We start from the raw sequence: 24,250 nt of genomic DNA on the forward strand, positions 1-24,250 counted from the left end.
ATGGCCGAGCACACCATCCACGTCACCATCAACGGCGCCGCGCACGAGGAAACGGTGGACTCGCGCCTCCTGCTCGTGCACTTCCTGCGCGAGCGGCTGCGGCTCACCGGCACGCACATCGGCTGCGACACCACGCACTGCGGCGCCTGCACCGTGGTGATGGACGGCGAGCCGGTGAAGAGCTGCACCGTGCTGGCCGTGCAGGCCGACGGCAGCGACATCCTCACGGTGGAAGGATTGGAGAAGGACGGGAAGCTGCACCCGCTGCAGGAGGGCTTCTGGCAGGAGCACGGGCTGCAGTGCGGCTACTGCACGCCCGGAATGCTGATGACGAGCTTCGCCCTGCTCGGCCGCAATCCCTCGCCGACGGAGCCGGAGATCCGCGAGGCCATCTCCGGCAACCTGTGCCGCTGCACCGGCTACGTGAACATCGTCAAGTCGATCCAGTTCGCCTCTGCCCAGCTGGCCGGGGCGGGCGCGGCCGAGGAGGTGTCGTCATGACCGATCCCATCGCAACCATCCCGGACGCGGGTGCCGCTCCGGGGACCGAGCTCCCGCTGGAGATCGAGATCGCCCCCGTCGCCGCGCCGCGCACGTCGGCCGAGGTGTGCGGGATGGGGCACTCGATGAAGCGCAAGGAGGATCCCCGCTTCATCCGCGGCCGCGGGCGCTACGTCGACGACGTCGTCCTCCCGGGGATGCTGTACCTGGACATCGTCCGCTCCCCCTTCGCCCACGCCAGGATCAAGTCGATCAACACCGAGCGCGCGCTGCAGGTGCCCGGCGTTCTCGCGGTGATCACCGGTGAGACGCTGAAGCAGTTCAACCTGCACTGGATGCCGACGCTGATGTCGGACACCCAGATGGTGCTGCCGACGGACACGGTGATGTACCAGGCGCAGGAGGTGGCCGCCGTGGTCGCCACCGACCGCTACGCCGCCGCCGACGGGGTCGACGCGGTGGAGGTCGACTACGAGCCGCTCCCCGTGGTCGTCGACCCCTTCAAGGCGCTTGAGCCCGGCGCGCCGGTGCTCAGGACGGACAAGGAGGGGAAGACCGACAACCGCGTCTTCCACTGGGAGGTGGGAGATCGGAAAGCGACGGAGGCCGCGTTCGCCTCGGCCGACGTGGTCGTGGCGGAGGACATCTACCTCCCGCGCATCCACGTGGCGTCGATCGAGACCTGCGGCTGCGTGGCCGACTTCGACCGGGTGACGGGGAAGCTCACCGTCCATCTCACCACGCAGGCGCCGCACGCCATCCGCACCGTGGTCGCGCTGGTCGCCGGGCACGTGGGCCTGTCGGAGGAGAAGATCCGCATCATCTCCCCCGACATCGGCGGCGGCTTCGGGGGGAAGGTGCCCGTCTACCCCGGCTACGTGATCGCCATCGCCGCCTCCGTCGTCATCGGCAAGCCGGTGAAGTGGATCGAGGACCGGATGGAGAATCTCCAGGCCGACTCGTTCGCGCGCGACTACCACATGCACGCCGAGCTGGCCGCGACGCGCGACGGGACGATGCAGGCGCTGCGCATCCGCACCGTCGCCGACCACGGCTACGCGGACGCGGCGGCAAACCCGTCGAAGTTCCCCGCGGGGCTCTTCTCCGTCTGCACCGGCTCGTACGACCTGAAGCAGGCGTTCGTGGAGGTCGACGCGGCGTACACCAACAAGCCGCCGGGCGGCATCGCCTACCGCTGCTCTTTCCGCGTCACCGAGGCCGTCCACGCCATCGAGCGGATGGTGGACGTCCTCGCGCACCGGCTGGAGATGGACCCGGCCGACCTGCGGCTGAAGAACTTCATCCGCCCCGAGCGCTTCCCCTACCGCTCCGCGCTGGGATGGGAGTACGACAGCGGCAACTACTCCGCCGCGCTGCACCGGGCGATGGAGCGCATCGGCTACGCGGATCTCAGGAGAGAGCAGGCGGAGAAGCGCGCCCGCGGCGAGCTGATGGGGATCGGCATCTCCAGCTTCACGGAGATCGTGGGCGCCGGCCCGAGCAAGCAGTTCGACATCCTGGGGATCAAGATGTTCGACTCGGCGGAGATCCGGGTACATCCCACCGGGAAGGCGATCGCCCGCTTCGGCACGAAGTCGCAGGGCCAGGGGCACGAGACCACCTACGCGCAGATCGTGGCGGAGGAGCTCGGCATCCCCGCCGCGCACGTGGAGGTGGAGGAGGGAGATACGGACACCGCGCCGTACGGGCTGGGGACGTATGCCAGCCGGTCGACGCCCGTCGCCGCCGCGGCGTGCGCCGTGGCCGCGCGGAAGATCCGCGACAAGGCGCGGAAGATCGCCGCGCACCTGCTGGAGGTGAGCGAGGACGACCTGGAGTGGGAGCCCGGCCGATTCTTCGTGCGCGGCGCGCCGCAGAAGGAGAAGACCATCCAGGACGTGGCCCTGGCCGCGTACACCAACCATCCGCAGGGGATGGAGGCGGGGCTCGAGGCGGTGCACTACTACGACCCGCCGAACCTGACCTTCCCCTTCGGCAGCTACATCGCCGTGGTCGACATCGACCGGGGAACGGGGATGGTGAAGGTGCGCCGGTTCGTGGCCGTGGACGACTGCGGCAACGTCATCAACCCCATGATCGTGGAGGGGCAGGTCCACGGCGGGCTGACGATGGGCCTCGCGCCCGCGCTGTTCGAGGAGATCACGTACGACGTGGAGGGCAACATCCAGGGCGGCAGCTTCATGGACTACCTGCTCCCCACCGCGATGGAGACACCGCGCTGGGAGACGGACCGCACCGTCACCCCCAGTCCGCACCACCCGCTCGGCGCGAAAGGCGTCGGCGAGTCGGCGACGGTGGGCGCCCCGCCCGCCATCGCCAACGCGGTGGTCGACGCACTCGCGCACCTGGGGGTGACCCACATCGACATCCCCATCACCCCCGAGAAGGTGTGGACCATCCTACACGAGAAGGGGGTGGCGGAGTAGGCGGAAGCTGCTCCGCCGCAATCTGAGCGCAAAGCCGCCCGCGGGAACCTACCGCGGACGGCTTCGCCGTTCAGGGAGCCGGGAGACGAATGGGTCGGTGGAAGGCAGCAAAGGGCGTGTGTTATCTCGCAACGTTTCCATGCTGCGGCCAAGCCGCCGCCTTGAAACGCTTGCGTGCTTATCCGAATTCAGTCTACTTAGACAGCAGTTAGGGTCAAACCTTCCAAGGAGAACCTCTGAACACGCACGGAAAGTTCACATTACGGGTTTCGGTCAAGACGCTCGGTATCGATCCCATTGCTGGCTTGGAGAACGGTGCGGGATTTCAGGTGGCTGAGCTGAACGTTTCGATTGCCAGGCACCACCGCTACTTAGTAGTCGAAGTAAGTCCATTTGCAAGCGAAACCGAAGCTCTAGAGTTCCTACCTCTAGTAAAGGCCGGGCTTTGGAACCTAGCGATTGAGCACAACATCGCCTTTGATCCAGACTTCAATGTTCGCGAGATTACCCGAGCGGAAGATCCAGAAGCTGCGGGAAAAAACATCGGTGAAAGCTTCGGCATTCCAGATATCGGCCCGGTTCACGGCCTCGCAGACGAAGGAGGCACGACCGTCTACCCAAGCGACGAGACAATCCGGTTCATGGGTTTCGGGGACGTATCGTTTAGAGTTTCTACCAGTTTGGACAAGGCGACCCGTACGCTGAAGCACGGGATGGAGCGAGGAAGTGTCGGCAATGTGGATAACGGGATCACCACAGCTGCCGACCTGTATCTGTCACATTTTTACGAGACTACGCTTCGTGCTCGGTTCTTGACTCTCATGACGGTGCTCGAAGTGCTAGCCCCTGTAACCCAGAAGCATCCCCTCGCCCGGGCTATGATTGAACGTTGGAAGTTAGAGGTGCAGCGACAACTGAACGACCCAATGGAATCGGAGAGTCGCGACGCGCTAGAGGCACTCGATCGGGAGTTGGAATTCAGGAAGGAGACATCAATCCGCCGACGCATACGGCGGCTCGTCCTCGATACAGCGCCACTTGAAGAGAGCGCACGAAAGGAATTAGCCAAAGAGGTTGTCGATGCTTATGACCTGCGAGGGAGTTTGGTCCACTCTGGGGCTATCGGCGACGCTGAGCTGCACGCGGCATACGAGGTGGCGCTCAGTACGGCCAAACTACTCCTCCGCGTAAAACTTGGGCTCATCGAGCAGGCTGGTAGCATCTAACCCGGCTTGCAGGGGACGATGGGCTGGCTTGTTTTCAGGGGCTAATTGGCGCAGCCGCGCGCCCCTGAAGCTTGTCATTAGGCCGCTGGGCAAAAATCACGGCAACCGCAGGGAATCGTCCTGCGGCTGCCGTGTATTTCATCCTGCTTCGACTCAGGTGGCGAGTCGCCGCACCACGGTCTGCCCTCAGCTCGTTGTCCGCAGCGCGGACCTCCCACCAGCGGCTCTTCTTCTACTTGACGACAGTGTAGCCGGGCTTTGCGGCGGGTGCGGGCGCGGGGTCCTTCGGGTCGTCAGACATCGTGCGCTCCGATCCTCTTGACGGGGCTCGGTGTCCGTCCGGCGCTGCCGCCAATCAGCCCCCGTCTCAGTAGCAGTAGCACGTTTCTCCAATGCACGCTCCACCGGTTTCGCCGCAGACCACCCAGCAGCCCGTGCGGATGCAGGACCGGGTTGTGGCGTCGCCCGGTTCCGGTGTGGCGGCCAGCGCCTGAACCGCTCCAAAGGCGAGAGCGCCCAGCAGCGGCAGCACGTAGAGTGAGCGTTTCGCGTAACGAATGAAGCCAGTCATGGCAACCTCCTCCAGCACGAGGGTTGGCGAACGAGGCCCACACGTCCCCAGGCGGGTGGGTCAGGGAAGGAGAAACGTGATTATCCCGTAAACTGAACATTCGCGAGAAGCGGCGTTAAATACGCGTGGAAAGTTACGGCGCCGGCGCTCTCAAGTCAACGTGCGTTTCCCTGCCAGTCCAAGCGATCGAGCTCTCGCCGGCCAGATCGTGCAGCCACTGCGCCTGCGTGCCTTCTTCGAAGGCGACGTGCACCGCGCCGCGCATCCCGGCGAAGAACTCCAGCAGCGCCGCTTCCTCGGTCGGCAGGATGCTGCGCGCGATGATCCTGCCGCTGGACTCCCGGACAGTGGCGACCGTGGTTGCCTGGTGCACGTCGAGCCCCACATCCTTCGTCGAGCTTCTCATGAGGGCCGCTCCCTGCTGCGGTTCACGCTTGGTTCGCAACCGCGGTTTCGCAGCAGGGGGCGTGCTCTCAACATGCGTTAGGCACCGCCGACGAGGCGGCCCGGTTGCCGTGTACGAACCGCGGACGTACCTCTATGTTGGACTGCAGGACTGATGAATCTGACGCGAAACGTCACCTTCCGAGACGATGACTGAGATGCCAGATGCACCGGTTCGATCCGCCCGGCTCTTCGTTGGTTCCTTCTCGTACGGCTACGATCCGGCCAAGACCGTCACAGAGTTTGATCCTTCCGCTCTGTGGACGGCGGACGACCTGATCGATCCCCTGACCGGGCGGCCGTGGCAGAACACATTGCTCGCCACGGGCGTCGAGAACTGGGAGTGGTATGCAAGCATTTATACCGAGATCTATCGGAAAACGGGGTGCAAGCTGTTCGTCTTCTGGACAGACGCGTCACTGAAGGGTCCAGTCCCGGCGAGTGCCCTGGCGAGTGCTTACCAGGATCTGTTCACACGCTACCCCGACCTGCCGAGTCAACCGTCTGGTATCTTCCTCTATGACGAACCCGATCCTGACACCGTCATTCCCCAGATCGTCGCAGTAACCCGGGAGTTGAAGCAGACGTTTCCGGCAACGGCACTGTACGCGAATTTCCGGTACGATACGATCAGCACAAGACCTGACAGCGTGCAGCTGATTGGTCAATCGTCGCTGGATTTCGTCAGCAGCGACGAATACTACGACGTGAGCATCCCACAGTATAGGGAAACTTACCAGACGAGGCTTTATCCGTTCTTGAAACAGGGGCAACGAGTGTTCGTCGTGCCATTTGCGGCGTATGATGAAATCACAGTACCGATCAACGGGGTCTGTCCGCCTGTCGACCCGGCGGCGGCGGACACTCGTGAGCTATACTCAGCACAAGCGCATGTGGAATGGCTCGGTTCGGACAGCATGGTGGCTGGAATGATGATTTATCGGCTGAAGAACCTCTGGCTCCCGAAAGGAATCGCGAAGCCCGTGGTCGACAATCCGATCTGCAACGGCATCGGCTTGATCGACCGGATGCCGGACGGAAGCTACATTACTCCCAACACGGTTGCGTTCTACAAAACGTTGCAATCCGCTCAAGGATACGGGGCCACGTTCCTCAACGATTGAACGATGTTCCGGAGGGGCGCGGCGGTCGTAAGATGTGGAGGTCGCTGCTGGAGCCGTCGAGCAGCGCCAACGGCAAGGGGTGGTTCCGGGCCGGCCTGACCCAGCGTTCGGCGCAGCAGGGCGCCTAACAATCGGCTGCAGCTTCTCATGAGGGCCGCTCCCTGCTGCGGTTCACGCTTGGTTCGCGACCGCGGATTCGCAGCAGGGGGCGTGCTCTCAACATGCGTTAGGCGCTGTACAAATACGCTGAGCGTTCGGTACTCATTCGCATCGGCTCCCGCATTCGACGGGAGCGTCTGTCACCTTTGTTGTTGGGAGCCGCCATGGAGAAACGACACGGAGTTCTGGGGAACCCCCGAGCCATTGGGGTCGCGTGTGCAATCGCGGCCACTGGACTCGGGCTCATGTACATGGCCATGGCTGGCGCTCCAACAATCCACCTTTTCGTCAACGCGCTCGCTCTCGTCATGGGACTCGCGTTTTTCGCCATCATGCGGTCGTCTGAACGGGCGCCACGCCTTCCGGGCGGAATAGCCGTCGTACTCGGAGGGTTGCTGCTCACGACGGCGCTGTTCGGTGTGTCTATTGAGGGCGTCTCCCGCTGGATTCGCATTGGGGGTCTCACCCTGCAGATGAGCCTGATCGTCCTGCCCGCGATGCTGGTTGCCTTCGCACAGCGCCGAGATCTCCTCGCTACGCTCAGCATGATTCTAACAGCCGTCGCACTTGCCCTTCAGCCAGATCGCGCGATGGCTGGCGTACTTGTCTCGGCCCTGGCAGTGCTCGGGGTGCGCCGGCGGGATCGGTGGGTGGCTTCGGCTTTTGCCATGGCTGTTGCCAGTTTCGTCGTGACCTTGGTTCGCCCCGATTCGCTACCAGCCGTGCCCTACGTGGATCAGATCCTCTACACCGCATTCCAGGTTCATGCGATGGCAGGGATGGCCGTTGTGATCGGCACACTTCTGCTCATCGTTCCGGCGATCGTGGGGCAGCGGCTCGATCCGAACAACCGTGATGTCTATGCTGTATTCGGAGCCGCCTGGCTCGGCATGGTGGTGGCAGCGGCACTCGGAAACTATCCCACGCCGCTGGTCGGCTACGGCGGAAGCGCGATCTTGGGTTACGCATTCAGTCTGGCGCTCATGCCTGGGACGGTGCGATCGGCTGCTGTTGCCGAGGGACAGGCGGGCGATGCGGTTCGGGCGGAGACAGACGGAGATGCTGATCTGCGGATCGACATCGCATACGGGTGAATGCCATGGGGCGGGGCTCCACCACCGAGTTCCGCACTCTAACCCTCGCTTGCAGGGGACAGCGGGCCGGGCATACTCTTGGGGGAAAGACCGTCAAGGCCCGCTGCCCCTGAAGCTTTCTCGTCAGGCCATCAGGCGGATCGAGTTCGTCCACCACACTCCGGCCGTACCGATGCTTGGAGTCGCGGTCCGACTTGTAGCGGATGCAGGACTGGTCGCGATCCTCCTGTTTACTTCAGCCGGGACGCTCGCGTGGTGGCGGGCCTGGGTGCTGCTGGCGGTGATGCTGCTCGTCAGGGCCGCCGGCGCGCGCCTCGTCTATCGCGTCAATCCCGGCCTGCTTCGGGAGCGTGCCGGGTTGCCGATTCACGGTGATCAACCCTGGGCCGACAGACTGCTCCTGCTCGCGGTGCTGGCGACGGGGTTCCTGGGACTGCCTGCCATCGCTGGACTCGATGTGTTCCGTTGGCACATGCTCCATCGGCCCCCGCCGCTGCTCAGCGGCATCGGCCTCATCCTGTTCGCGCTCGGCTGGAGCATCAAGAATCTCGCGCTTCGGGCGAACGCGTTCGCGACCACCGTCGTTCGCCTGCAGAGCGAGCGCGCGCACGTCGTGGCCGACTCCGGAGTCTATGCCGTCGTTCGGCACCCATTCTACGCCGCCGATCCGCTCATCCTCGCAGGTCTCGGACTGTGGCTGGAGTCGTACTTGGCGGTGCTGTGCGCAGTCATACCAGTCGCGCTGATGGTGATACGGCTCCGCCTGGAGGAGCGCTTCCTCCGGCGCGAATTGCCGGGTTACAACGACTACATGGTGCGGGTGCCGCATCGACTCATCCCTGGCGTCTGGTAGGCAATCGGCTGCAGGGAATACGGGGGCGAGGCATCCAGCGGGAGGCCAAGTGGAGCAGGCTATCGAAGCATTCGCGGCGCTCTACCTACTCGGCATCGGCCTCTCGCATGTCGTGCAACCGCACGTATGGGTCGAATTCTTCGTCTGGATGCGTGAGAAGGGTCGCGCGGGGATGTTCGTGGAGGGCTTGCTCAGCCTTGGCTTTGGGGCCCTGGTCGTGGGCTTCCACAATGTCTGGTCTGGCCTACCGGTCGTCCTGACGCTGATTGGCTGGGGACAACTCCTGAAGGGCCTGGTCAGGTTGGTCACTCCGCAGTACAGCCTTCGCCTGTATGAGCGCATCACGCCGGAGCGCGCCTGGCAGTTTCGAGCCGCAGGGGTCGGCGCGCTCGCTCTCAGCGGCCTGCTGGCATATGCGGCGTTCTCCCGGTAGAGGCCTCATTGCCGCCAAACCAGAACGTCAGTCGCCGCGCCCGAGCAGTTCCCGCTCTTCGTTCCCGGTAATCTCGACCTCCGCCGGGTGCCCGCCGTCGCCAGGGAGTTCTCGCCGTTCAGTCCGTCTGGCCAGGGCCAGCGAACCAGCGGCGCAGGCCGCGCCCGCCATGGCGAGGGGCGGGCCGAACACCAGGAACTCTCCCCACCAGTCCGCTCCCCGAAGTGCCGCGCTGACGACGAAGATCCCGGACAGCAGAAGGCCGCTTGCGGCGCCCCACGCCGCAAAGCGCGAAAGCGACGTGCGCTCGAACCCACGGCGGCCCTCCATTCCCACGAGGATGCCGGAGAAGATGATGCCGGTGACAAAGCCGAGCGGAGCAAACAGGAGGGCGAACGGAAGATCGGAGTCGAGGCCGGGCACCCGCGCCAGCAGGAGCCCCGCAGCAAACCATGCCGCTGCCCAGGTGAGGCCCATCCCGATCGCCCCGCGGATGCGTCGCCACCACTTCTGCATGACTCCCTCTCGACGCTGAATCAGACGCGCTCGTCGCGCGCTGGTCGTAGAATGACAAGTACTTTGCAGCACAGAGTACAGTTCAGGTGAGTGGGGGTCAAGAGCCATTCACCGCTTGAGAAATATCGCGGCAGCCGCAGGGGAGTTCTCCCGCGGCTGCCCGTTTGTTCGACCACCTGATGCCAAGTTCCTTGAAACATACAGTTTACAACTTTTCTCGAAACTCGTGTCGATTTCGACCGGTCCCGTTCGTCGTATGAGTGAGGCCGCGAAAGGGCGCGGCAGCCGGTACGAACCGAAATCAGGAGAGAACCATGCGCTTCATGGTCATGATCAAGGCGACGAACGAATCCGAATGGGCCGTTCCGCCGACGCCGGAAGCATTCGCCGCGATGCAGGAGTACAATGCCGAGCTCGCGAAGGCCGGCGTCCTCCTCGCCGCCGAGGGGCTCGCCCCGAGCTCGAAGGGTGCGCGCGTGAAGTTCAGCGCCGACGAACGCACCGTCATCGATGGTCCGTTCACCGAGACCAAAGAGCTCATCGCGGGCTTCACGATCATCCAGGTGAAGTCGAAGGAAGATGCGATCGAGTGGGTGAAGCGCGTTCCGAACATCTTTCCGAACGGCGAAGCGGAGGTCGAGATCCGCAAGGTGATGGAGATCGAGGATTTCGGTGACGCGTTCACGCCGAACCCGGAAATCGCGAAAGTGAAGATCGGGTAGATGGGCAGACGACACGCATCGCTCGACGTCGAGACCCCGGTGCCGCCCCCCAGAACACGGAGATCTGGATGAGAAAGCTCAGGATTATCGAACACATCTCGCTGGACGGCGTGATCCAGCACTCCGCCGATGACGACGGTTTCCCCTACAGCGAATGGACCGCGCCCTATCGGACCCCCGCTGGCCGGGACGCGATGCTCGCTGCGTATGGCGAGCGCTGCGATCTGCTGCTTGGCCGTCGCACGTACGATCTCTGGTCGGGCTTCTGGCCGAAGGCGCCGAGCAGTCCGATGGCGGACCGCCTCAATGCGGCAACGAAGTTCGTCGCGACCCACCGTCCGGAAAGTCTCGAATGGGGCCCGGTCGAGGGCCTTGGACCGGACCTCCTCGAGGGCATTCGCCGCATCAAGTCGCAGGACGGCCCGGACCTTGTCCTCTCGGGCAGCTCCACGCTGACATCGACGCTGCTCGGGCATGGGCTTGCGGACGAAGTCCTGCTGGCCGTGTATCCCGTTCTGCTGGGCACGGGGAAGCGCTTCTTCGCGGACGGAACCCCGCCGCGCTCATTCGAGCTCGTCGGCACGCAGGCATTTCCGTCGGGCATCATATTCAGTACTTACAAGGTCGCCGGGCCTTTGAAGACCGGATAGCTCGACGACGCGACATCGTCGGTGAAAACCGGAAATCGTCAGGCACCCAGAACCCACCAATCACGGAGTGTCTCGATGGCCGAGAACAAGACCAGGCCCACCGACGCGAGCGTCGAGGACTACATCGCTTCGAGAGCCAGCGAGCAGCAACGGATCGACTGCCAGGAGATGATGGCTCTTCTCGAGAAAGTCACCCGGCAGCAGCCAAGGATGTGGGGACCCAGCATCGTCGGCTATGGCTCCTACAAGTACACCTACGACAGCGGGCGAACCGGCGAGTCCCCCCTGGCAGCCTTCGCCATCCGCGGCCGGGAGCTGGTTGTCTACCTGGTGGCCGAAGGAGAGGAGCAGGAGTCCCTGCTGAACAAGATTGGCAAGCACCGGATGGGCAAATGCTGTCTGTATTTCAAGCGGTTCGCCGATCTCGACAGGTCGGTGCTCGAGCAGCTTGTCGTCGATTCGATCTCGGAGGCGAGGCGGCGCCATGGGTAGCGCGCCGGCGCCTGCCCGCCGTTGCAGCGGACAACCGCGCCGGTCGCCGCGCTCCACCGCCCGCGATGAACCATCGCGGGCGGCTTGGCATGTTGGTGGGATTGCGTCGCAGCCGCGCGCTACTTCCTGAGGTACGCGTCGGTCTTGTCGAGCCAGTCCTGGCGCGGGGGGCTGAAGATGTCGACGTCGAGGGTGTCTTCCAGCGCCTCGGCCTTGTGCGGCACGTTCGAGGGGATGTGGAGCACCTCGCCGGCGCGGACCAGCACCTCTTCCGCTTCGTCCTCTCCGATCCAGAAACGCAGCGCCCCCTCGAGGATGTACGTGAGCTGCTCGTTCTCGTGCGAGTGCCGCGGGACGACGCACCCCTTCTTGAGGTAGACGTGGGCGAGCATCATCCGGTCGCCGGTGATGAGCCGGCGGTCGAGGAGGGGCGAGACCTGCTCGCGGGGCATCTCGTCCCAGCGGTACCAGGTGACGGAGCGGGCGGGTTGGCTCATCGAGGTGCGAGGGGTTGCAGGAAACGAGTGATGGGGTCGCGGCTGCTTCATCACCACCACGGGGGCGGCGGAAGGGCTCCCTGCACGGGAAGATAGAACACCTCGGGGATGCCCGCCTTCTTCATCTTGTACAGCTCGACCCGGGAGCAGCGCCGGTCGAAGCTGGTTTCACCCACCTGCCACCTGCTCCGCACTCAGCCTCCCCGCCTCCCGGCCTCCCGGCCTCCCGGCCTCCCGGCCTCCCGGCCTCCCGGCCTCCCGGCCTCCCGGCCTCCCGGTCTCCCGGCGCAAAGTACCTGACCCGGTATCGCAGTGCGAATCTAAGCTCCTCGCGGGCGGCGGCCAGCCGGAGCAGGCCCTTCGGCGCGGACTCCTGCGCGCTGGTCTCGCCACTCTCTCCCACAGGGTCGATGCCGGCCACGAGCTTCCGGTAAGGTTTTGGGCACTTGGTGGATCTTACCTGGTGCCGTGCTCGCGAACGCGCCGAGAATGCCGCAGCGGAGCACCGGCGCCGCGTTCAGGTCACACGTCGAACCGGAACCATCAGGGAGGGCACGTGGAGAATCGCCGCCGCCGAATCGCGCTCGATGTGATCCTGTGGGTGTTCGCCCTGTTCCTTGCGTGGGTGTTCGCCAGGCAGGGGATCAGCAAGTTTTCCGACGACAGTGGGTGGGCGCGGGCTTTTCGCGCGTGGCATTTCCCGGTATGGTTCCGGCTGTGCGTCGGCGCGGCCGAGGTCGTCGCGGCGCTGCTGCTCCTGACCCGGCGCACGGCCTTCGCGGGCGCGGCGATCATCGTCGCCGTCATGCTCGGCGCGATGGGCACGCATGTCTGGTGGGGCCGGCCCGGCCAGGTCACGAGCGAGATCCTTCCCCTCACGCTGGCGACCATCGTCGCGATCGGCCGCCGCGAATCCTTCCTCCTTCACCAGCGGCGGGACGGTCCTCCATGAGCGCGAGCGCGGTGGCGGACACGGCGCGACTGGTCGAGACGGCACGCGATCCGGCCGTGCCCCTGCAGGAGCAGCACCTTGCGTTCAACCGGCTCGTCGAGCAGTCGCAGCACCTGGTGTTCGGCCTGGCCCTCACGCTGCTTCGCGACGCGGACGATGCCAGGGACGCCGTGCAGGAGGCGTACGCGACCGCCTGGCTGCGTCTGCGCCAGCTCCGCGATCCGGCCGCGTTCCCGGCCTGGCTGAAGACGATCGTCGCCACGCGGTGCGCGCGGCAGCTTCGGTCCCGGGCCCGCCGGCCCGAGGTCGCGGAGCTGCCCGGACCGGTCGAGGCCGACACCCGCCGGGTCGACTATCAGACCCTGGTCGCATCCGCCGTGGCCGCGCTTCCCGACGGCGAGCGGCACGTCACCGTCCTCTTCTACTTCCTGGAGTACAGCCAGCCGGAAATCGCCCGGATCCTGCGCCTGAAGCCGGGAACGGTCGCCAAGCGCCTGCATTCCGCCCGGTCGCGGATTCGCCGCCGGCTGCCGCCGTCGGTGCGGAGCGAATTCGTGCGGGTCGCCCCATCGCGCTCGTTCGCGGAGAAAGTACGGCTGGGCATCTACGACGAGTACGTCGGTGAATATCGCTTCGCCCGGCGTCCCGACCTCGCCGTCTCGATCATCAGGGAGGGGGATTCGCTGATCGGCGTCGCCAACCGGCAGCGCCATATCCTCGCGTCGCTCGACGAGGCGTCGCTCGTGACGAAGCACTACGACGGAGAAGGCCGCTTCGGGCGCAACCGGCAGGGCGAAGTCACCCATTTCGTGTACTACGAGTTCGGCGAGCGCCTGGGGGTCGCGTGGAGAACGGGCGCGCGGGGTGACACGCCTGGTACCGTAGATCGTCCCGCAGCCACGCTCCGTCCTTGATTCCAGTCAGGGTGGAAACGGGTAGCTCTCTGCCATTCTCTCCCCCAAGTCGCGTCGCACTGTAGATTGTGCCGCAGCCATTTTTCCGTCCCTCGAGCGACGGCTCACCCGGGACACGGGCGTTCTCAACCGCCATCCCTTCCGCAACCGAATCCTTGTTCACCTCACCCAGGCCGGTCATCGCGATGGTGCACGTCGGCGCGCTGCCGGGGACGCCGGCGAGCCGGGAGACGCTGCGCGAGCTGGAGGCGCGGGCGCGGCTGGAGTGCGCCGTCTACCGCGAGGCGGGGGTGCACGGCGTGGCGCTGGAAAACATGCACGACGTTCCCTACCTGCGCGGCGGCGTGGGCCCGGAGATCACGGCGGCCATGACGGTGCTGGCGCGGGCGGTGAAGGAGGCCGGCGGGTTCCCGTGCGGAATCCAGATCCTGGCCGGCGCGAACCTCGAGGCGATGGCCGTGGCGCACGCCGCGGGGCTCGACTTCGTGCGCGTGGAGGGGTTCGCGTACGCGCACGTGGCCGACGAGGGGATCATCGAGTCGTCCGCGGCGGCGCTGCTGCGCTTCCGCCGGCACATCGGCGCCGAGCGGGTGCAGGTGTGGGCCGACGTGAAGAAGAAGCACGCCTCGCACGCCCTCACCGCCGACGTGGGCATCGGCGAGACGGCCGGGGCGGCGGAGTTCATGCGCGCCGACGCCGTGATCGTCACCGGCTCGGCGACGGGCGAGCGGCCGACGCTGGGGGACATCGACGAGGTCCGCGCGCGCTGCCGCCTGCCGCTCTACCTCGGCTCCGGGATCACGGCGGAGAACCTCGCGGAGTACTATGAGCGCGCGGACGGATTCATCGTCGGCTCGACGTTCAAGGTGGACGGCCGGTGGCACCAGGACGTAGACCCGCGCCGCGTGCAGCGCTTCATGGCGGAACACGCGCGGTGCGGGGGATGAACGCGATCACCGTCACGCAGCGAAAGGGCCCGAGTGCATCCTCGGGCTTTTCGCATCAGGGTGTCCGGCTGAGGATTCGGTCGGCCGGACCAGGTAAAACACGAGCGCGCCGCCGGGATCTCCGGCGGCGCGCTCGTTGTCGTGACGCGGTCGATCAACCCTGGTCCGGCGGCAGCGCGCGGGGATGGGGCGACTGCGCCTGCCAGGACCGCCAGCGCCGCGCGAGGCCGGAGCGCTGGCCGGGGTCGATGCGCGGTTCGGCGTTCTCCGTCAGCTCGATCTCGAGGCCGTTCCACGGCGCGGTGGGATACTCCACGCCGGAGAGCAGCGTCAGCAGCACGTGCGCGGCCACGAAGCGTGAAGCGTCGCCGAGCGCGCCGATGAGGTGCGGGATGGCCTCGGCGCCGGCATCGAGCAATCGCCGGCCCGCATTGCTCGCGACGGTTGGCATGGGGCCGTAGAAGGTCCCGTTCCAGCGGACGTCGGCGTTGTCGAGCCGGCCGACCAGCCGGGAAACGTCGGCAGAACGCCCGGGCTGGGCGGAGCGCTCCTCCGTCATGGCCACCCCCTGCGGATCCGGGGCACTTCGTCGCGCCTCACGTCACTTCCAGGTGATAGAGACGATGTTGTTGCTCTTGAGGGTGGACACCATCGTCTTCACCTGCCCGCCCGTCGTGGTGAAGGTCGTCTCGATCACGCCGTCGACCGTCCCGTCGGCGTTCTGCGTCATCGAGATCACCTTGTCGGCGCCGCGCGTCATGCCGGTGACCTCCGATTCGGCCTTCGAGGCCACGCCGTGGGCCCCCGTGGTGGCCGTCCCGAAGTTCTTCTCGCCCTTCGCCTGCTTCTGGTGCTGCTCCACGATCTCGTGGATCAGCGCGCCCACGCCCACCTTCTCGATGTCGTCGATGTCGAAGTCGCCCGTCGCCCAGCTTCCCACGATGGTCTGCGAGCCGGCGCTGACGGTCATGACCACGTCCTTGGAATCGGAGGTCACCGTCCACAGCCGGTCGGCCAGCGCCTTCACCTGCGGGTCGGGCCCCTTGATCGACGAGGTGTGGGCGGCTCGGATCGGCGCCATCGTGACCTCGCCGGTCTTGGCATCGATCGACACGTGGTAGAAGCTGCCCAGGTTCGCGTTCAGCAGGGCGACGGCGCGGGCCGTGTGATCCGGCTTTCCGGTGAACTTGAGCTTGGGCTGGAGCGCCGGGCCGGCGTGCGACTGCTGGACGACGTGCGCCAGCTCGTGCGCCATCAGCCGGTCTCCCGCCCCGCCGCGCGGCTGGCGCATCCCCGCGCCGAAGAAGATGTCGCGGCCGAAGGTGAAGGCCTCGGCGCCCATCGCGTCGGCCATCCGCGCGGCGCGCGCGTCGTCGTGGATGCGCACCCGGCTGAAGTCGTGCCCGAAGCGCGTCTCGTAGAACGCGCGCTCGTCGGGCGACAGCGTCCCCCTCCCCTGCTCGCCGGTCCCGCCGCCGCGGTCGGCCGCACCCGTCACCTGCGCCGCGGCGAGGTCGGCGTCCTGCTCGGACCGGTCTCCCGGCGCGCCGAACGACGGCCCGCGGGAGCGCCGGGAGAGCACGTCGAGGGGGATCGTGGCCGCGTCGCCGTGCTGCGCCAGGTGCGGCTTCCGTTCGTGCGTGCGCATCGCCATCTCCTTGCCGCGTAAACAGATGGGCTACGCGCCGGCCCATCCTCTCCCTCGACGATAGGGCACCGGACCAACGGCAGCAAGAGCGCTCGCCGGAGGGATCGCACCGCGGGCAGCTACGCATGTTTGGTTGCGTGCAGGATGGGAGCAGTTGCTTTATCCGACGACGGCACGCCGGTGACGTTCGGCCCGGCACCGTCTCATCGTTCGCACGGCGATGCACACCTTCGCGCAGAGACAGAGCCCGGTCCGGACGGCCGACGCCGCCGAGCCGGCGAAGCAGGCGCCGGCGAAGCGGCGGGACGAGTCGCGCGCCGACGAGGCCGGGGGCGCGCGCACGCTGCAGCGCTCGGCCGCGGGCGGCGGCGCGCCGGGCGAGGTGCCGCCGGCCGTGCACGACGTCCTCCGCTCGCCGGGGCGGCCGCTGGACGCGGAGACGCGGGCGTTCTTCGAGCCGCGCTTCGGTTTCGACTTCAGCCGCGTGCGCATCCACGCCGACGGCCCGGCGGCCGAGTCGGCGCGCGCCGTCCGCGCCCGGGCCTTCACCGTCGGCCGCGACGTGGTGATGGGCCGGGATTCGCCCCCGCCGCGGACCCCGGCCGGCCGCCGCCTCCTCGCGCACGAGCTGGCGCACGCGGTTCAGCAGGAGTCGTCATCCCCACGCTCGGGAGGAGGACTGACGATCGCCGCGCCCGGGGACGCGCACGAGCGGGAGGCGGATCGCGCGGAGGCGGCCGTCGACCGCGGGATCCCCATCCCCCGCCTGACGCGCATCACCTCCCCCGCCCTCCTCGCGCGCAAGCCGCCCCAGGAGACGGGGCCCGCCAGCGTGGAGGCCGGCGAGCCCACCGCCGCCGAGCGGCGCGAGCTGGTGGAGCTGGCGGCGCGCCAGCTGGCCGGCACCGCGGAGCGCGTCGAGCTCAGGCGCACCCAGGCCGCCGAGGCGCGCGACAAGGCGAACGGGCCCGCGCCCGGGGCCCGCGCCTTCCACGAGAAGCTGAACATGGAGTGGCTGGGGCCGCTGCTGCTGAGCGTGATCGCCACCTTCGAATCGCAGCGCAGCGAGCTTCCCGGGATCAACTTCCCCGACGAGGCGCCGGAGCAGACGAAGCTGGGCGACGGCTACGCGAAGGCGATGGACCAGATCGGCCAGGCGCTGGAGGAGATCCGGATCAACGCGGCCGGGCTGGCGCCGGCGGACCAGAAGCAGGAAGAGGCGGCGTGGGCGCGCAGCCACATGCGCTGGCTGGCCGCGAACCCCGCGGCGCCGCTGGGCGCGGGGATCCGCGAGACCTTCACGCAGAGCGAGCTGGACCTGTCCGCGAAGCACAACCAGGAGGTGACGAAGCAGGCCGCCAATCTCGTCGCCAACCTCCACCTGTACGACCTGTCCGGGAAGGGCGCGCAGCGGCTGCGCGACGCGCTCTACGACTCCACCTACCGGCTGGAGAAGGACGCCACCACGCCCGTGGTGCACGTCAGGCCCGACACCGCGCTGATGGCCACCATCCAGCCGGTGCTCGACCAGCTCGACGCCATCCAGTGGGCGCTGGACCAGGCGGTGGACCGGCTGACGCGCGCGGAGAAGAAGACGCGGGCCTTCGCCGCCGACCCGGTGGCCAACAAGACGGACGGCGACACGCTGCAGGCGCACTTCCGCACGCGCGACGCGGGCTACGCCACGCTGCTGGCCGACCGGCTGGCTCGGCTGGCGCGCGAGCTGGGCGGCCAGGGCTCGCTGACCGTGCACGCGCGCGACCCCAACGACCCGCAGTGCGGCGTCGGCTCGGTCGGCTCGGGGTTCTCGCGCACGGTGGCGCACGCCGACGCCAACGAGTTCCACTTCTGCACCGGCGTCACCGTAGGCGACGACGAGATCGTGAGCACCGTCATCCACGAGACGGTGCACGCCGTGATCCCCCAGCTGGGCGCGAAGTCCGCGGTGAAGACGTCGGCCGACACGCCGGGCGACCGGGCGTACTCGTTCGAGCGCGTCTACTGGCGGCTGAGCACCGAGGAGGCGCTGGACAACGCCGAGTCGTACGCCTTCTACGTCGATGCGCTGCTGGGCGTGGCGGTCACCCGCCCCGACGCGCCGACCGACGAGATCAAGGGGTGCACCGACGAGGAGACCGTCAAGGACGCGATCGCGCGCGCCACCTACCGCATCCGGCTGGGCGCGATGTGGGCCGACCAGAGTTTCGCCACGCCGGTGCCGTCGGGGATCGTCGACATCGTGCGTTTCGCCTTCCCCCAGGCGGACGCGACCAAGGCGGGGGAGATCCTGACGCACATGATGAATCTGGCCGCGCGGCTCGAGTACTACCTGCCGGTGGTCTGCACCAAGGCCACCGACGCGGAGGCGAAGGCGGGCGCGCTGACGTACGGCGCGAAGCTCCGCGCGACGGCCACGGGGGTGGCGGCGACGAGCAAGACGTATCCGGCGGGGACGATCCGCATCTGCCCCGAGTGGTTCAAGGCCGGCGACGCGGTGCGCGAGGACACGCTCACCGCCATCCTGGCCCTGCGCTACCGCGACACGGTCCCCCAGGCGGACCTGATGGGGATCGTCACGCTGGCGCGCCACATCCAGGAGGAGGTGCACCCCTCGGTGGCCACGCGCACCCTCCAGCAGCACCAGGCCGCCGACGCCCCGCCGCCTTAAGAACGGACAACAGAAGGGGGCTCACGCAGGGTTAGCAGAGTGAGCAGTCAACAAACTGCTTACTCTGCTAACTCTGGGTGAGACTTGCTGTTTCCGTATCCGCCAAACGAAAGAGCCCGGGCGTTCGCCCGGGCTCTTTCCCCACATCTCCCCCAAAGCCGTCTCACTCCGGCTTGCGGCCGACGACGACGTTCACGGTGAAGAGGGGCGACGTCACCATCATCGCGGCCAGCTTCAGGTACCGGCGGAACTTGAGGTAGTAGTCGGTGCCCACCGCCTCCTCGATCTCCGCGCGGTGCTCGTGCATGTTCCCCTGCCAGCGCGCCAGCGTCTTCGCGTACTGCCAGCGCGGGATCGTCACCACCTCCTCCACGTCGAAGCCGGCGTCGTCCATCATCGCCAACTCCTGCGCCAGCGTGCGGTAGTTGCCGGTGAAGCCGTAGATCTCGTTGATCGGCAGCGTGGCGCGGTTGATCACCGCGTGCGCGGCGTTGGTGAAGTGCAGCTCCTTGTTCACCATTCGCCCGCCGGGGCGCAGCAGCGACAGCGACTTGCCGAAGAAGCCGCCCAGGTCGTTGAAGTGGACGATCACCTCGTCGGTGTAGATGGCGTCGAACGGCTCGTCGTCCTGGTAGTCGTGCCAGTGGCTCTCCACGATCCGCGCGTCCACGCCGTGCCGGGCGATGCGTGCCTCGGCGAACGCCTTCTGCTTGGGCGACAGGGTGAGCCCCACCCCGCGCGCGCCGTAGCGCTTGCAGAGGTAGGTCAGCGGCCCGCCCCACCCGCACCCCACGTCGAGGATGCGCGCGCCCGGCTTGAGGTCCATGCAGCGCGCCATCAGGTCGAGCTTGGCCTCCTGCGACTCGGTGTCGTTCGTGGCCGAGTCCCACAGGTTGCACGAGTACACGTTCCACTCGCCGCCGGTGATGCGCTGGAAGAACACCGGCGGCTGCTCGTAGTGCTGGTTGGTCCGCTCGCGGTCTTCGTCGACCGTGAACGACTGGTACATCTCCTGGTCGGGCGCGGGCTTCCAGCCGGGCTTGCGGGTGTGCTCGAGGGTGTGGGGCGACATGGATCTCGTCGTCGGGGATGGGGATGGGATCGCACCCGGCGCGCGGGTGGCTGCACGGAAATCGGCTGATCCGGTCCGGATCGGGAACACCGGACCTGCGCGATCGGGATCGTGGCGATGCAAATCGTGGCGGACGGAGCCCGCGCGTGTGCGGGAGATCTGTTCACTGAGAATAGTCGCTCCGGGCCGTGCGATCAACGCCCGCGTGCACCCGGGCGGAATTTCCCGCCGGATCGCGGCTCCGGACGCGGATGCGATCTCCCGCGCGGCGCTTGACCCCGCGCACTCGTCGCGTCACCTTGCGCCGGTGCCATCCCCGCGCACGCATGTTTCCCCACCCCGACGCGACCGATCTCCATGACGTCCACCGCTTCGCCCCCGGCCGCCGACGCTTCCGTGCGCGTGCGCGAGATCCCGCAGGGCGAGTCCCTGAAGGCGTTCATGGAGCTCTCCTGGACCATCAACGCCGCCGACCCCAACTGGGTGCCGCCGCTGCGCGGCGAGCTGAAGACGCTGCTGGACCGCGGCAAGCACCCGTTCCACAAGCACGCCGACGTCGCCTACTACATCGCCGAGCGCGGCGGCCGGCCGGTGGGGCGCGTCGCGGCGGTGGTCAACCGGCTCTACAACGAGTTCCACGGCGACCGCGTGGGCTTCTTCGGATTGTTCGAGTGCGTGGACGACGAGGCGGTCGCCCGCGCGCTGCTCGACGCGGCCGCGCGGTGGCTGCAGGGGCGCGGGATGGACACCATGCGCGGGCCGATGAACCTCTCCACCAACGAGGAGCTGTGCTCGCCCGGCGTGCTGGTGGACGGGTTCGACACGCCGCCCAAGGTGCTGATGGGCCACAATCCCCCCTGGTACGGGCGGCTGATGGACGCGGCGGGGATGGAGAAGAGCAAGGACCTGCTCGCGTACTTCGCGCCCACGCCGGACCTCCCCGAGCGCACGGAAAAGCTGTTCGAGAAGATCGTGCAGCGCGAGAAGGCCGTGATCCGCCCGCTGGAGATGCGCCGGCTGCGCGAGGAGGTGGAGAAGATCAAGGAGATCTACAACGCGGCGTGGCAGCGCAACTGGGGCTTCGTGCCGCTGACCGACGACGAGTTCGAGCACATGGTGAAGTCGCTGAAGCCGATCGTGGACCCCGACCTCTGCTTCATCGCGGAGAAGGACGGCGAGCCGATCGGCTTCTCGCTGGCGCTGCCGGACTTCAACCAGGTGCTGCGGAAGATCCGCAGCGGGCGGCTCCTTCCCTTCGGCATCTTCCGCATCCTCTGGGAGCGGCGAAAGATCCACACGCTGCGGCACATCACCCTGGGCTTCAAGCCCGAGTACCAGCACGCCGGCCTGGGCGCCGCCTTCTACCTGCGGACCTTCCGCACCGGCGCCGCCAAGGGCTACCGCGAGGCCGAGGGCTCGTGGATCCTCGAGGACAACACCGAGATGCGCGGCGCGCTGGAGAAGATGGGCGTGGCCGTGTACAAGACCTACCGGGTGTACGACCGGGCGCTGGCGCCGGCGTCGTAGGCGTGCATTCGAATCGAGAAGGAAGAAATCACACGGAGGGAACGGGGGAAACGGAGGACTGAACCGGGTTTCCTCCGTTCCCTCCGTTTCCTCCGTGTGATTCAGTGCTGTTGGGACGTCCTGGGGATGCACAACCACAGGCGGAAACGGGTTTCCTGCATGCGTCGAGGCGCAGGGAGATGAAGGCAGGCGCAGCTTCCCCTGCGCCTGTCCTTCGCATCCCTGCGCCTCGACGCGGCTTCCGCGTCAGCGCCGCTTGCGCATCACGAACCGGCCCGACGCGGCGCCACCGCGATCGTGGTCGTACGTCCAGCTGCCCGCCACCGAGTCGCCCCACAGCTGTCCCTGCATCCGCACCGCGGTGGCGCCGGGCTGCAGCGTGATCTGCACCGTGTCGCCGCGCGCGAGCCGGGCCTCGAGCGCCGGCACCCGGCGGCCGCCGTCCAGCTCGAACCCGAACGGGCGGAAGCGCGTGTCGTAGGTCCCCGAGTGCGTCGGCGGACCGGAGAACCCGGCGCCGTCCGCCAGCGATTCGTTGCGCAGCAGCGCCAGCTCACCGCGCAGCCTCTGCTGGCGGGGCATGTGGCCGGGGAGCAGCGGCGACTCCAGCGTGAACTCCACCGACCAGACACCGTCCAGCGCCGGGCCCGCAACGCCGTCCCACCGGGCCTGTGGCGACACCCTGCATCCCGCCAGCGCCGCGAGCAGCACCGGCAGGCACCGGCCCATCCTGCGGCTCATCGATTCCTCCCAGGGGCGCCGGATCAGTCCCGGTCACCCATCTCCATTCTGCGTCGTACAGCGCGTCGACGACCTCCATCCTTGGAGACCGCACGCGATGCAAGTCTACGACGCGAGCCGTTAAGGAGGCGTAAAGAATCGCCCCGCCGCCGTTAAGGAATCACAAAGAAGCGCGGCGTCACGACGGATCGCCCGACGCCTCGTTGGGGAGGGGGGCGAGAGGGAGGGAGAAGACGAACACGCTTCCGCCGCCCGGCCGCGGCTCGAACCCGAGCGCGCCTCCCTGGGCGCCGGCCAGGCGGCGGGAGATGGAGAGGCCCAGCCCCGCGCCGCCGGCGTCGCCTTCCCGGTGGGGGCCGCGATAGAACGGCTGGAAGATGCGCTCGCGCTCGTCGGGAGGCACGCCGGGCCCGCGGTCGGCGATCCGGAAGACGAGCCGGTCTCCGTCGCCCGCGACGGACAGGTCGATCGGCGTTCCCGGCGGGGCGTACTTGTGCGCGTTCTCCAGGAGGTTCACCAGCACCCGCAGCGACTGCACGAAGTCCAGCCGGCCCAGCAGCAGCGGCTCGTCGGGGTGCAGGCCGACCCGGATCTCCCGGTCGTCCAGCGACCCCGAGACGCGCTGCAGCGCGGCGCCCACCAGGTCCTCCGCGGCCACGATCTCGGGCGACAGCGGCAGCTCGCCCGCGTTCAGCCGCGACAGGTCGAGGAGGTCGGCCACGAAGCGGTTCAGCCGGTCCGCCTCTTCCTCGATGGTCACCGCGCGGTCGTCGCCGCCCTCGCCCAGGTCGTGCGCCAGCGCCTTGATGGTGGTCAGCGGCGTGCGCAGGTCGTGCGAGACGGAGGCGATCAGCGCGTCCTTCAGCCGGTCGGCCTCGCGCAGCGCCTCGGCGCGCTCGGCCTCGGCCGCCAGCCGCACGCGCTCCGCCCCCAGCGCCGCGTAGTACGCCAGCGCGGCGAAGAAGCGGCGCTGCGCCGGCGTCAGCGCGATCCCCTCCTCCCGCGCGATGCGCAGCACCCCCGCGATGCGGCCGCGCACGCGCAGCGGCAGCGAAAGCCCGCGCGCGCCGGGCACGGCAGGGATCTCCACCTCGCCCGCCCCGCCGCCCGACGTCGTCAGCCGCGTGGTCCCGTCCACCTGCTCCACCACCACCTCGCCGCGCTCCGCCGCGAGGCTCACCAGCGCCCCGCCTTCGCGTGCGCCGGGTGACCCCGGCGCCGTGGCGCGGGCGCCCAGCGCGAGCGGCGCATCGCCCCCGTCGCGCAGCCAGATCTCGCAGGCGTCCACCTCCAGCGTGCCGCGGATCACCTCGGCCACGGCCCGCAGCGCCTCTTCCGCGCGCCCCGCGTTCAGCGTCTCCGCGCCCAGGGTGGACAGGCGGTTGATCTCCTCCGCACGGCGGCGCGCCTCCTCGGCCTCGCTGCGCGCGCGGAAGAGCAGGTGCGTGGCCACGGCGGCCACCACCAGGAAGGTGAAGAGCACCAGCCAGTCCAGCGGAGAGCGGACGGCGAGGGTGCCGTACGGGGGAAGGAAGAAGAAGTTGAAGCAGAGGAAGGCGACCAGCGCCAGCACGAACCCGCGGGCGCGCGGCCCGCGCGTGCTGGCGGCAAGCACGAGAAGGAGATAGCCGAGCGCGACGTGCGCCTTGTCGAGGTACCCGCGGACCGCGATCATCGCGGCCGTGAGGGCGATCAGCGCGGCGATCCAGGCGGCCCATTCCGCCGCGCCGCGCCCGCCGCCGTCCGCCCCGGCCACGGGTCAGTCGAGCGCGCGGAACCGGTAGCCGACACCCGGTTCGGTGACGACGAGCGTGGGCCGCACCGGGTCACGCTCGATCTTGCGGCGCAGGTTGGCCACGTGCACGCGAAGGTACCCCTGGGGATCGCCGGGCGAACGCCCCCACACCGCGCGAAAGATCTGGTCGTGGGTAAGGGTGCGCCCGGCCTGGGCCACGAAGGCGCGCAGCAGGTCCCACTCGGTAGGGGTGAGATGGATCTCGCCCCCGTCGCGCGTGAGCACGCGCCGCGCGAGGTCGATGGTCAGCCCGCCCG

The 24,250-nt window shown here is 67.8% G+C and carries 26 protein-coding genes; 15 read left to right on the top strand and 11 right to left on the bottom strand.

The genetic code is table 11. The annotated features are described in order from the left end of the window. From VF092_02580 to VF092_02590, 3 genes are all read left to right on the top strand, one after another. Positions 1–501, top strand: a complete 501-nt coding sequence (locus VF092_02580) for a (2Fe-2S)-binding protein (GenBank protein HEX6746173.1) — start codon at positions 1–3, stop codon at positions 499–501. Then, complete coding sequence (locus tag VF092_02585; GenBank protein HEX6746174.1) at positions 498–2,948, top strand: aerobic carbon-monoxide dehydrogenase large subunit; 2,451 nt, start codon at positions 498–500, stop codon at positions 2,946–2,948. The genes VF092_02580 and VF092_02585 overlap by 4 nt, the downstream gene beginning before the upstream one ends. Before the next feature lie 329 nt (positions 2,949–3,277). Continuing rightward, entirely contained in the window at positions 3,278–4,174 is an 897-nt protein-coding gene (locus tag VF092_02590) for a hypothetical protein (GenBank protein HEX6746175.1), read from the top strand. A 367-nt stretch (positions 4,175–4,541) separates the two neighbouring features. Here VF092_02590 and VF092_02595 read toward each other — a convergent pair whose 3' ends face one another. Beyond that, a complete protein-coding gene (locus VF092_02595; protein HEX6746176.1) occupies positions 4,542–4,745 on the bottom strand; it encodes a hypothetical protein in 204 nt (67 codons plus the stop codon). A gap of 133 nt (positions 4,746–4,878) precedes the next feature. Continuing rightward, entirely contained in the window at positions 4,879–5,151 is a 273-nt protein-coding gene (locus tag VF092_02600; protein HEX6746177.1) for a hypothetical protein, read from the bottom strand. Positions 5,152–5,338: 187 nt separating this feature from the next. On the opposite strand from VF092_02600, the gene VF092_02605 reads away from it, so the two are divergent. The 4 genes from VF092_02605 to VF092_02620 all read left to right on the top strand — a co-directional run bounded on the left by VF092_02605 (position 5,339) and on the right by VF092_02620 (position 8,852). Beyond that, positions 5,339–6,313 (top strand): hypothetical protein, encoded by a 975-nt coding sequence (locus tag VF092_02605; GenBank protein ID HEX6746178.1) that lies wholly within the window; start codon positions 5,339–5,341, stop codon positions 6,311–6,313. A 404-nt stretch (positions 6,314–6,717) separates the two neighbouring features. After that, positions 6,718–7,566, top strand: a complete 849-nt coding sequence (locus tag VF092_02610) for a hypothetical protein (GenBank protein ID HEX6746179.1) — start codon at positions 6,718–6,720, stop codon at positions 7,564–7,566. Between the two features lie 268 nt (positions 7,567–7,834). Further along, positions 7,835–8,419, top strand: coding sequence for an isoprenylcysteine carboxylmethyltransferase family protein (locus tag VF092_02615; GenBank protein ID HEX6746180.1), 585 nt, complete (start codon positions 7,835–7,837; stop codon positions 8,417–8,419). Positions 8,420–8,468: 49 nt separating this feature from the next. Next, a complete protein-coding gene (locus VF092_02620) occupies positions 8,469–8,852 on the top strand; it encodes a hypothetical protein (protein ID HEX6746181.1) in 384 nt (127 codons plus the stop codon). A 27-nt stretch (positions 8,853–8,879) separates the two neighbouring features. Here the strand turns inward: VF092_02620 and VF092_02625 are convergent, their stop codons facing one another. Further along, entirely contained in the window at positions 8,880–9,368 is a 489-nt protein-coding gene (locus tag VF092_02625) for a hypothetical protein (GenBank protein ID HEX6746182.1), read from the bottom strand. A 314-nt stretch (positions 9,369–9,682) separates the two neighbouring features. On the opposite strand from VF092_02625, the gene VF092_02630 reads away from it, so the two are divergent. The 3 genes from VF092_02630 to VF092_02640 all read left to right on the top strand — a co-directional run bounded on the left by VF092_02630 (position 9,683) and on the right by VF092_02640 (position 11,232). Next, entirely contained in the window at positions 9,683–10,090 is a 408-nt protein-coding gene (locus VF092_02630; protein ID HEX6746183.1) for a YciI family protein, read from the top strand. A gap of 68 nt (positions 10,091–10,158) precedes the next feature. Further along, positions 10,159–10,740, top strand: a complete 582-nt coding sequence (locus tag VF092_02635; protein ID HEX6746184.1) for a dihydrofolate reductase family protein — start codon at positions 10,159–10,161, stop codon at positions 10,738–10,740. 75 nt (positions 10,741–10,815) lie between these two features. Then, a complete protein-coding gene (locus VF092_02640) occupies positions 10,816–11,232 on the top strand; it encodes a DUF1801 domain-containing protein (GenBank protein HEX6746185.1) in 417 nt (138 codons plus the stop codon). A 119-nt stretch (positions 11,233–11,351) separates the two neighbouring features. On the opposite strand, the gene VF092_02645 is transcribed toward VF092_02640, so the two are convergent. Then, positions 11,352–11,729, bottom strand: a complete 378-nt coding sequence (locus tag VF092_02645) for a cupin domain-containing protein (protein ID HEX6746186.1) — start codon at positions 11,727–11,729, stop codon at positions 11,352–11,354. 50 nt (positions 11,730–11,779) lie between these two features. Next, the gene (locus VF092_02650; GenBank protein ID HEX6746187.1) at positions 11,780–11,905 is read right to left on the bottom strand and encodes a hypothetical protein; all 126 of its coding nucleotides are present in this window, start codon (positions 11,903–11,905) and stop codon (positions 11,780–11,782) included. Between the two features lie 380 nt (positions 11,906–12,285). On the opposite strand from VF092_02650, the gene VF092_02655 reads away from it, so the two are divergent. From VF092_02655 to VF092_02665, 3 genes are all read left to right on the top strand, one after another. Then, the gene (locus tag VF092_02655) at positions 12,286–12,681 is read left to right on the top strand and encodes a DoxX family protein (GenBank protein HEX6746188.1); all 396 of its coding nucleotides are present in this window, start codon (positions 12,286–12,288) and stop codon (positions 12,679–12,681) included. Then, positions 12,678–13,595 (top strand): sigma-70 family RNA polymerase sigma factor, encoded by a 918-nt coding sequence (locus VF092_02660; protein HEX6746189.1) that lies wholly within the window; start codon positions 12,678–12,680, stop codon positions 13,593–13,595. The genes VF092_02655 and VF092_02660 overlap by 4 nt, the downstream gene beginning before the upstream one ends. Positions 13,596–13,663: 68 nt before the next feature. Further along, positions 13,664–14,542 carry a BtpA/SgcQ family protein gene (locus VF092_02665; GenBank protein HEX6746190.1) on the top strand — a complete coding sequence of 293 codons (879 nt, stop codon included), beginning with the start codon at positions 13,664–13,666 and terminating at the stop codon, positions 14,540–14,542. A 154-nt stretch (positions 14,543–14,696) separates the two neighbouring features. On the opposite strand, the gene VF092_02670 is transcribed toward VF092_02665, so the two are convergent. Both VF092_02670 and VF092_02675 read right to left on the bottom strand, forming a co-directional pair. Beyond that, positions 14,697–15,107, bottom strand: a complete 411-nt coding sequence (locus VF092_02670; protein HEX6746191.1) for a hypothetical protein — start codon at positions 15,105–15,107, stop codon at positions 14,697–14,699. A 36-nt stretch (positions 15,108–15,143) separates the two neighbouring features. After that, entirely contained in the window at positions 15,144–16,190 is a 1,047-nt protein-coding gene (locus VF092_02675; protein HEX6746192.1) for a DUF4157 domain-containing protein, read from the bottom strand. Between the two features lie 220 nt (positions 16,191–16,410). Here VF092_02675 and VF092_02680 point away from each other — a divergent pair, with 220 nt between their 5' ends. After that, complete coding sequence (locus VF092_02680) at positions 16,411–18,858, top strand: DUF4157 domain-containing protein (GenBank protein ID HEX6746193.1); 2,448 nt, start codon at positions 16,411–16,413, stop codon at positions 18,856–18,858. A 163-nt stretch (positions 18,859–19,021) separates the two neighbouring features. Here the strand turns inward: VF092_02680 and VF092_02685 are convergent, their stop codons facing one another. Beyond that, positions 19,022–19,930, bottom strand: coding sequence for a class I SAM-dependent methyltransferase (locus VF092_02685; protein ID HEX6746194.1), 909 nt, complete (start codon positions 19,928–19,930; stop codon positions 19,022–19,024). 357 nt (positions 19,931–20,287) lie between these two features. Between VF092_02685 and VF092_02690 the strand changes: the two genes are divergently transcribed. Further along, positions 20,288–21,457: a GNAT family N-acetyltransferase gene (locus tag VF092_02690; protein ID HEX6746195.1), complete on the top strand. Its 1,170-nt coding sequence runs from the start codon at positions 20,288–20,290 to the stop codon at positions 21,455–21,457. A 246-nt stretch (positions 21,458–21,703) separates the two neighbouring features. Here VF092_02690 and VF092_02695 read toward each other — a convergent pair whose 3' ends face one another. The 3 genes from VF092_02695 to VF092_02705 all read right to left on the bottom strand — a co-directional run. Beyond that, complete coding sequence (locus tag VF092_02695) at positions 21,704–22,198, bottom strand: hypothetical protein (GenBank protein ID HEX6746196.1); 495 nt, start codon at positions 22,196–22,198, stop codon at positions 21,704–21,706. 178 nt (positions 22,199–22,376) lie between these two features. Further along, positions 22,377–23,954, bottom strand: a complete 1,578-nt coding sequence (locus VF092_02700; protein HEX6746197.1) for an ATP-binding protein — start codon at positions 23,952–23,954, stop codon at positions 22,377–22,379. Between the two features lie 3 nt (positions 23,955–23,957). Beyond that, the coding region (locus tag VF092_02705) for a winged helix-turn-helix domain-containing protein (GenBank protein ID HEX6746198.1) at positions 23,958–24,250 on the bottom strand (293 nt) is incomplete at its 5' end.

This window comes from Longimicrobium sp., assembly GCA_036377595.1.
Taxonomy (GTDB): domain Bacteria; phylum Gemmatimonadota; class Gemmatimonadetes; order Longimicrobiales; family Longimicrobiaceae; genus Longimicrobium.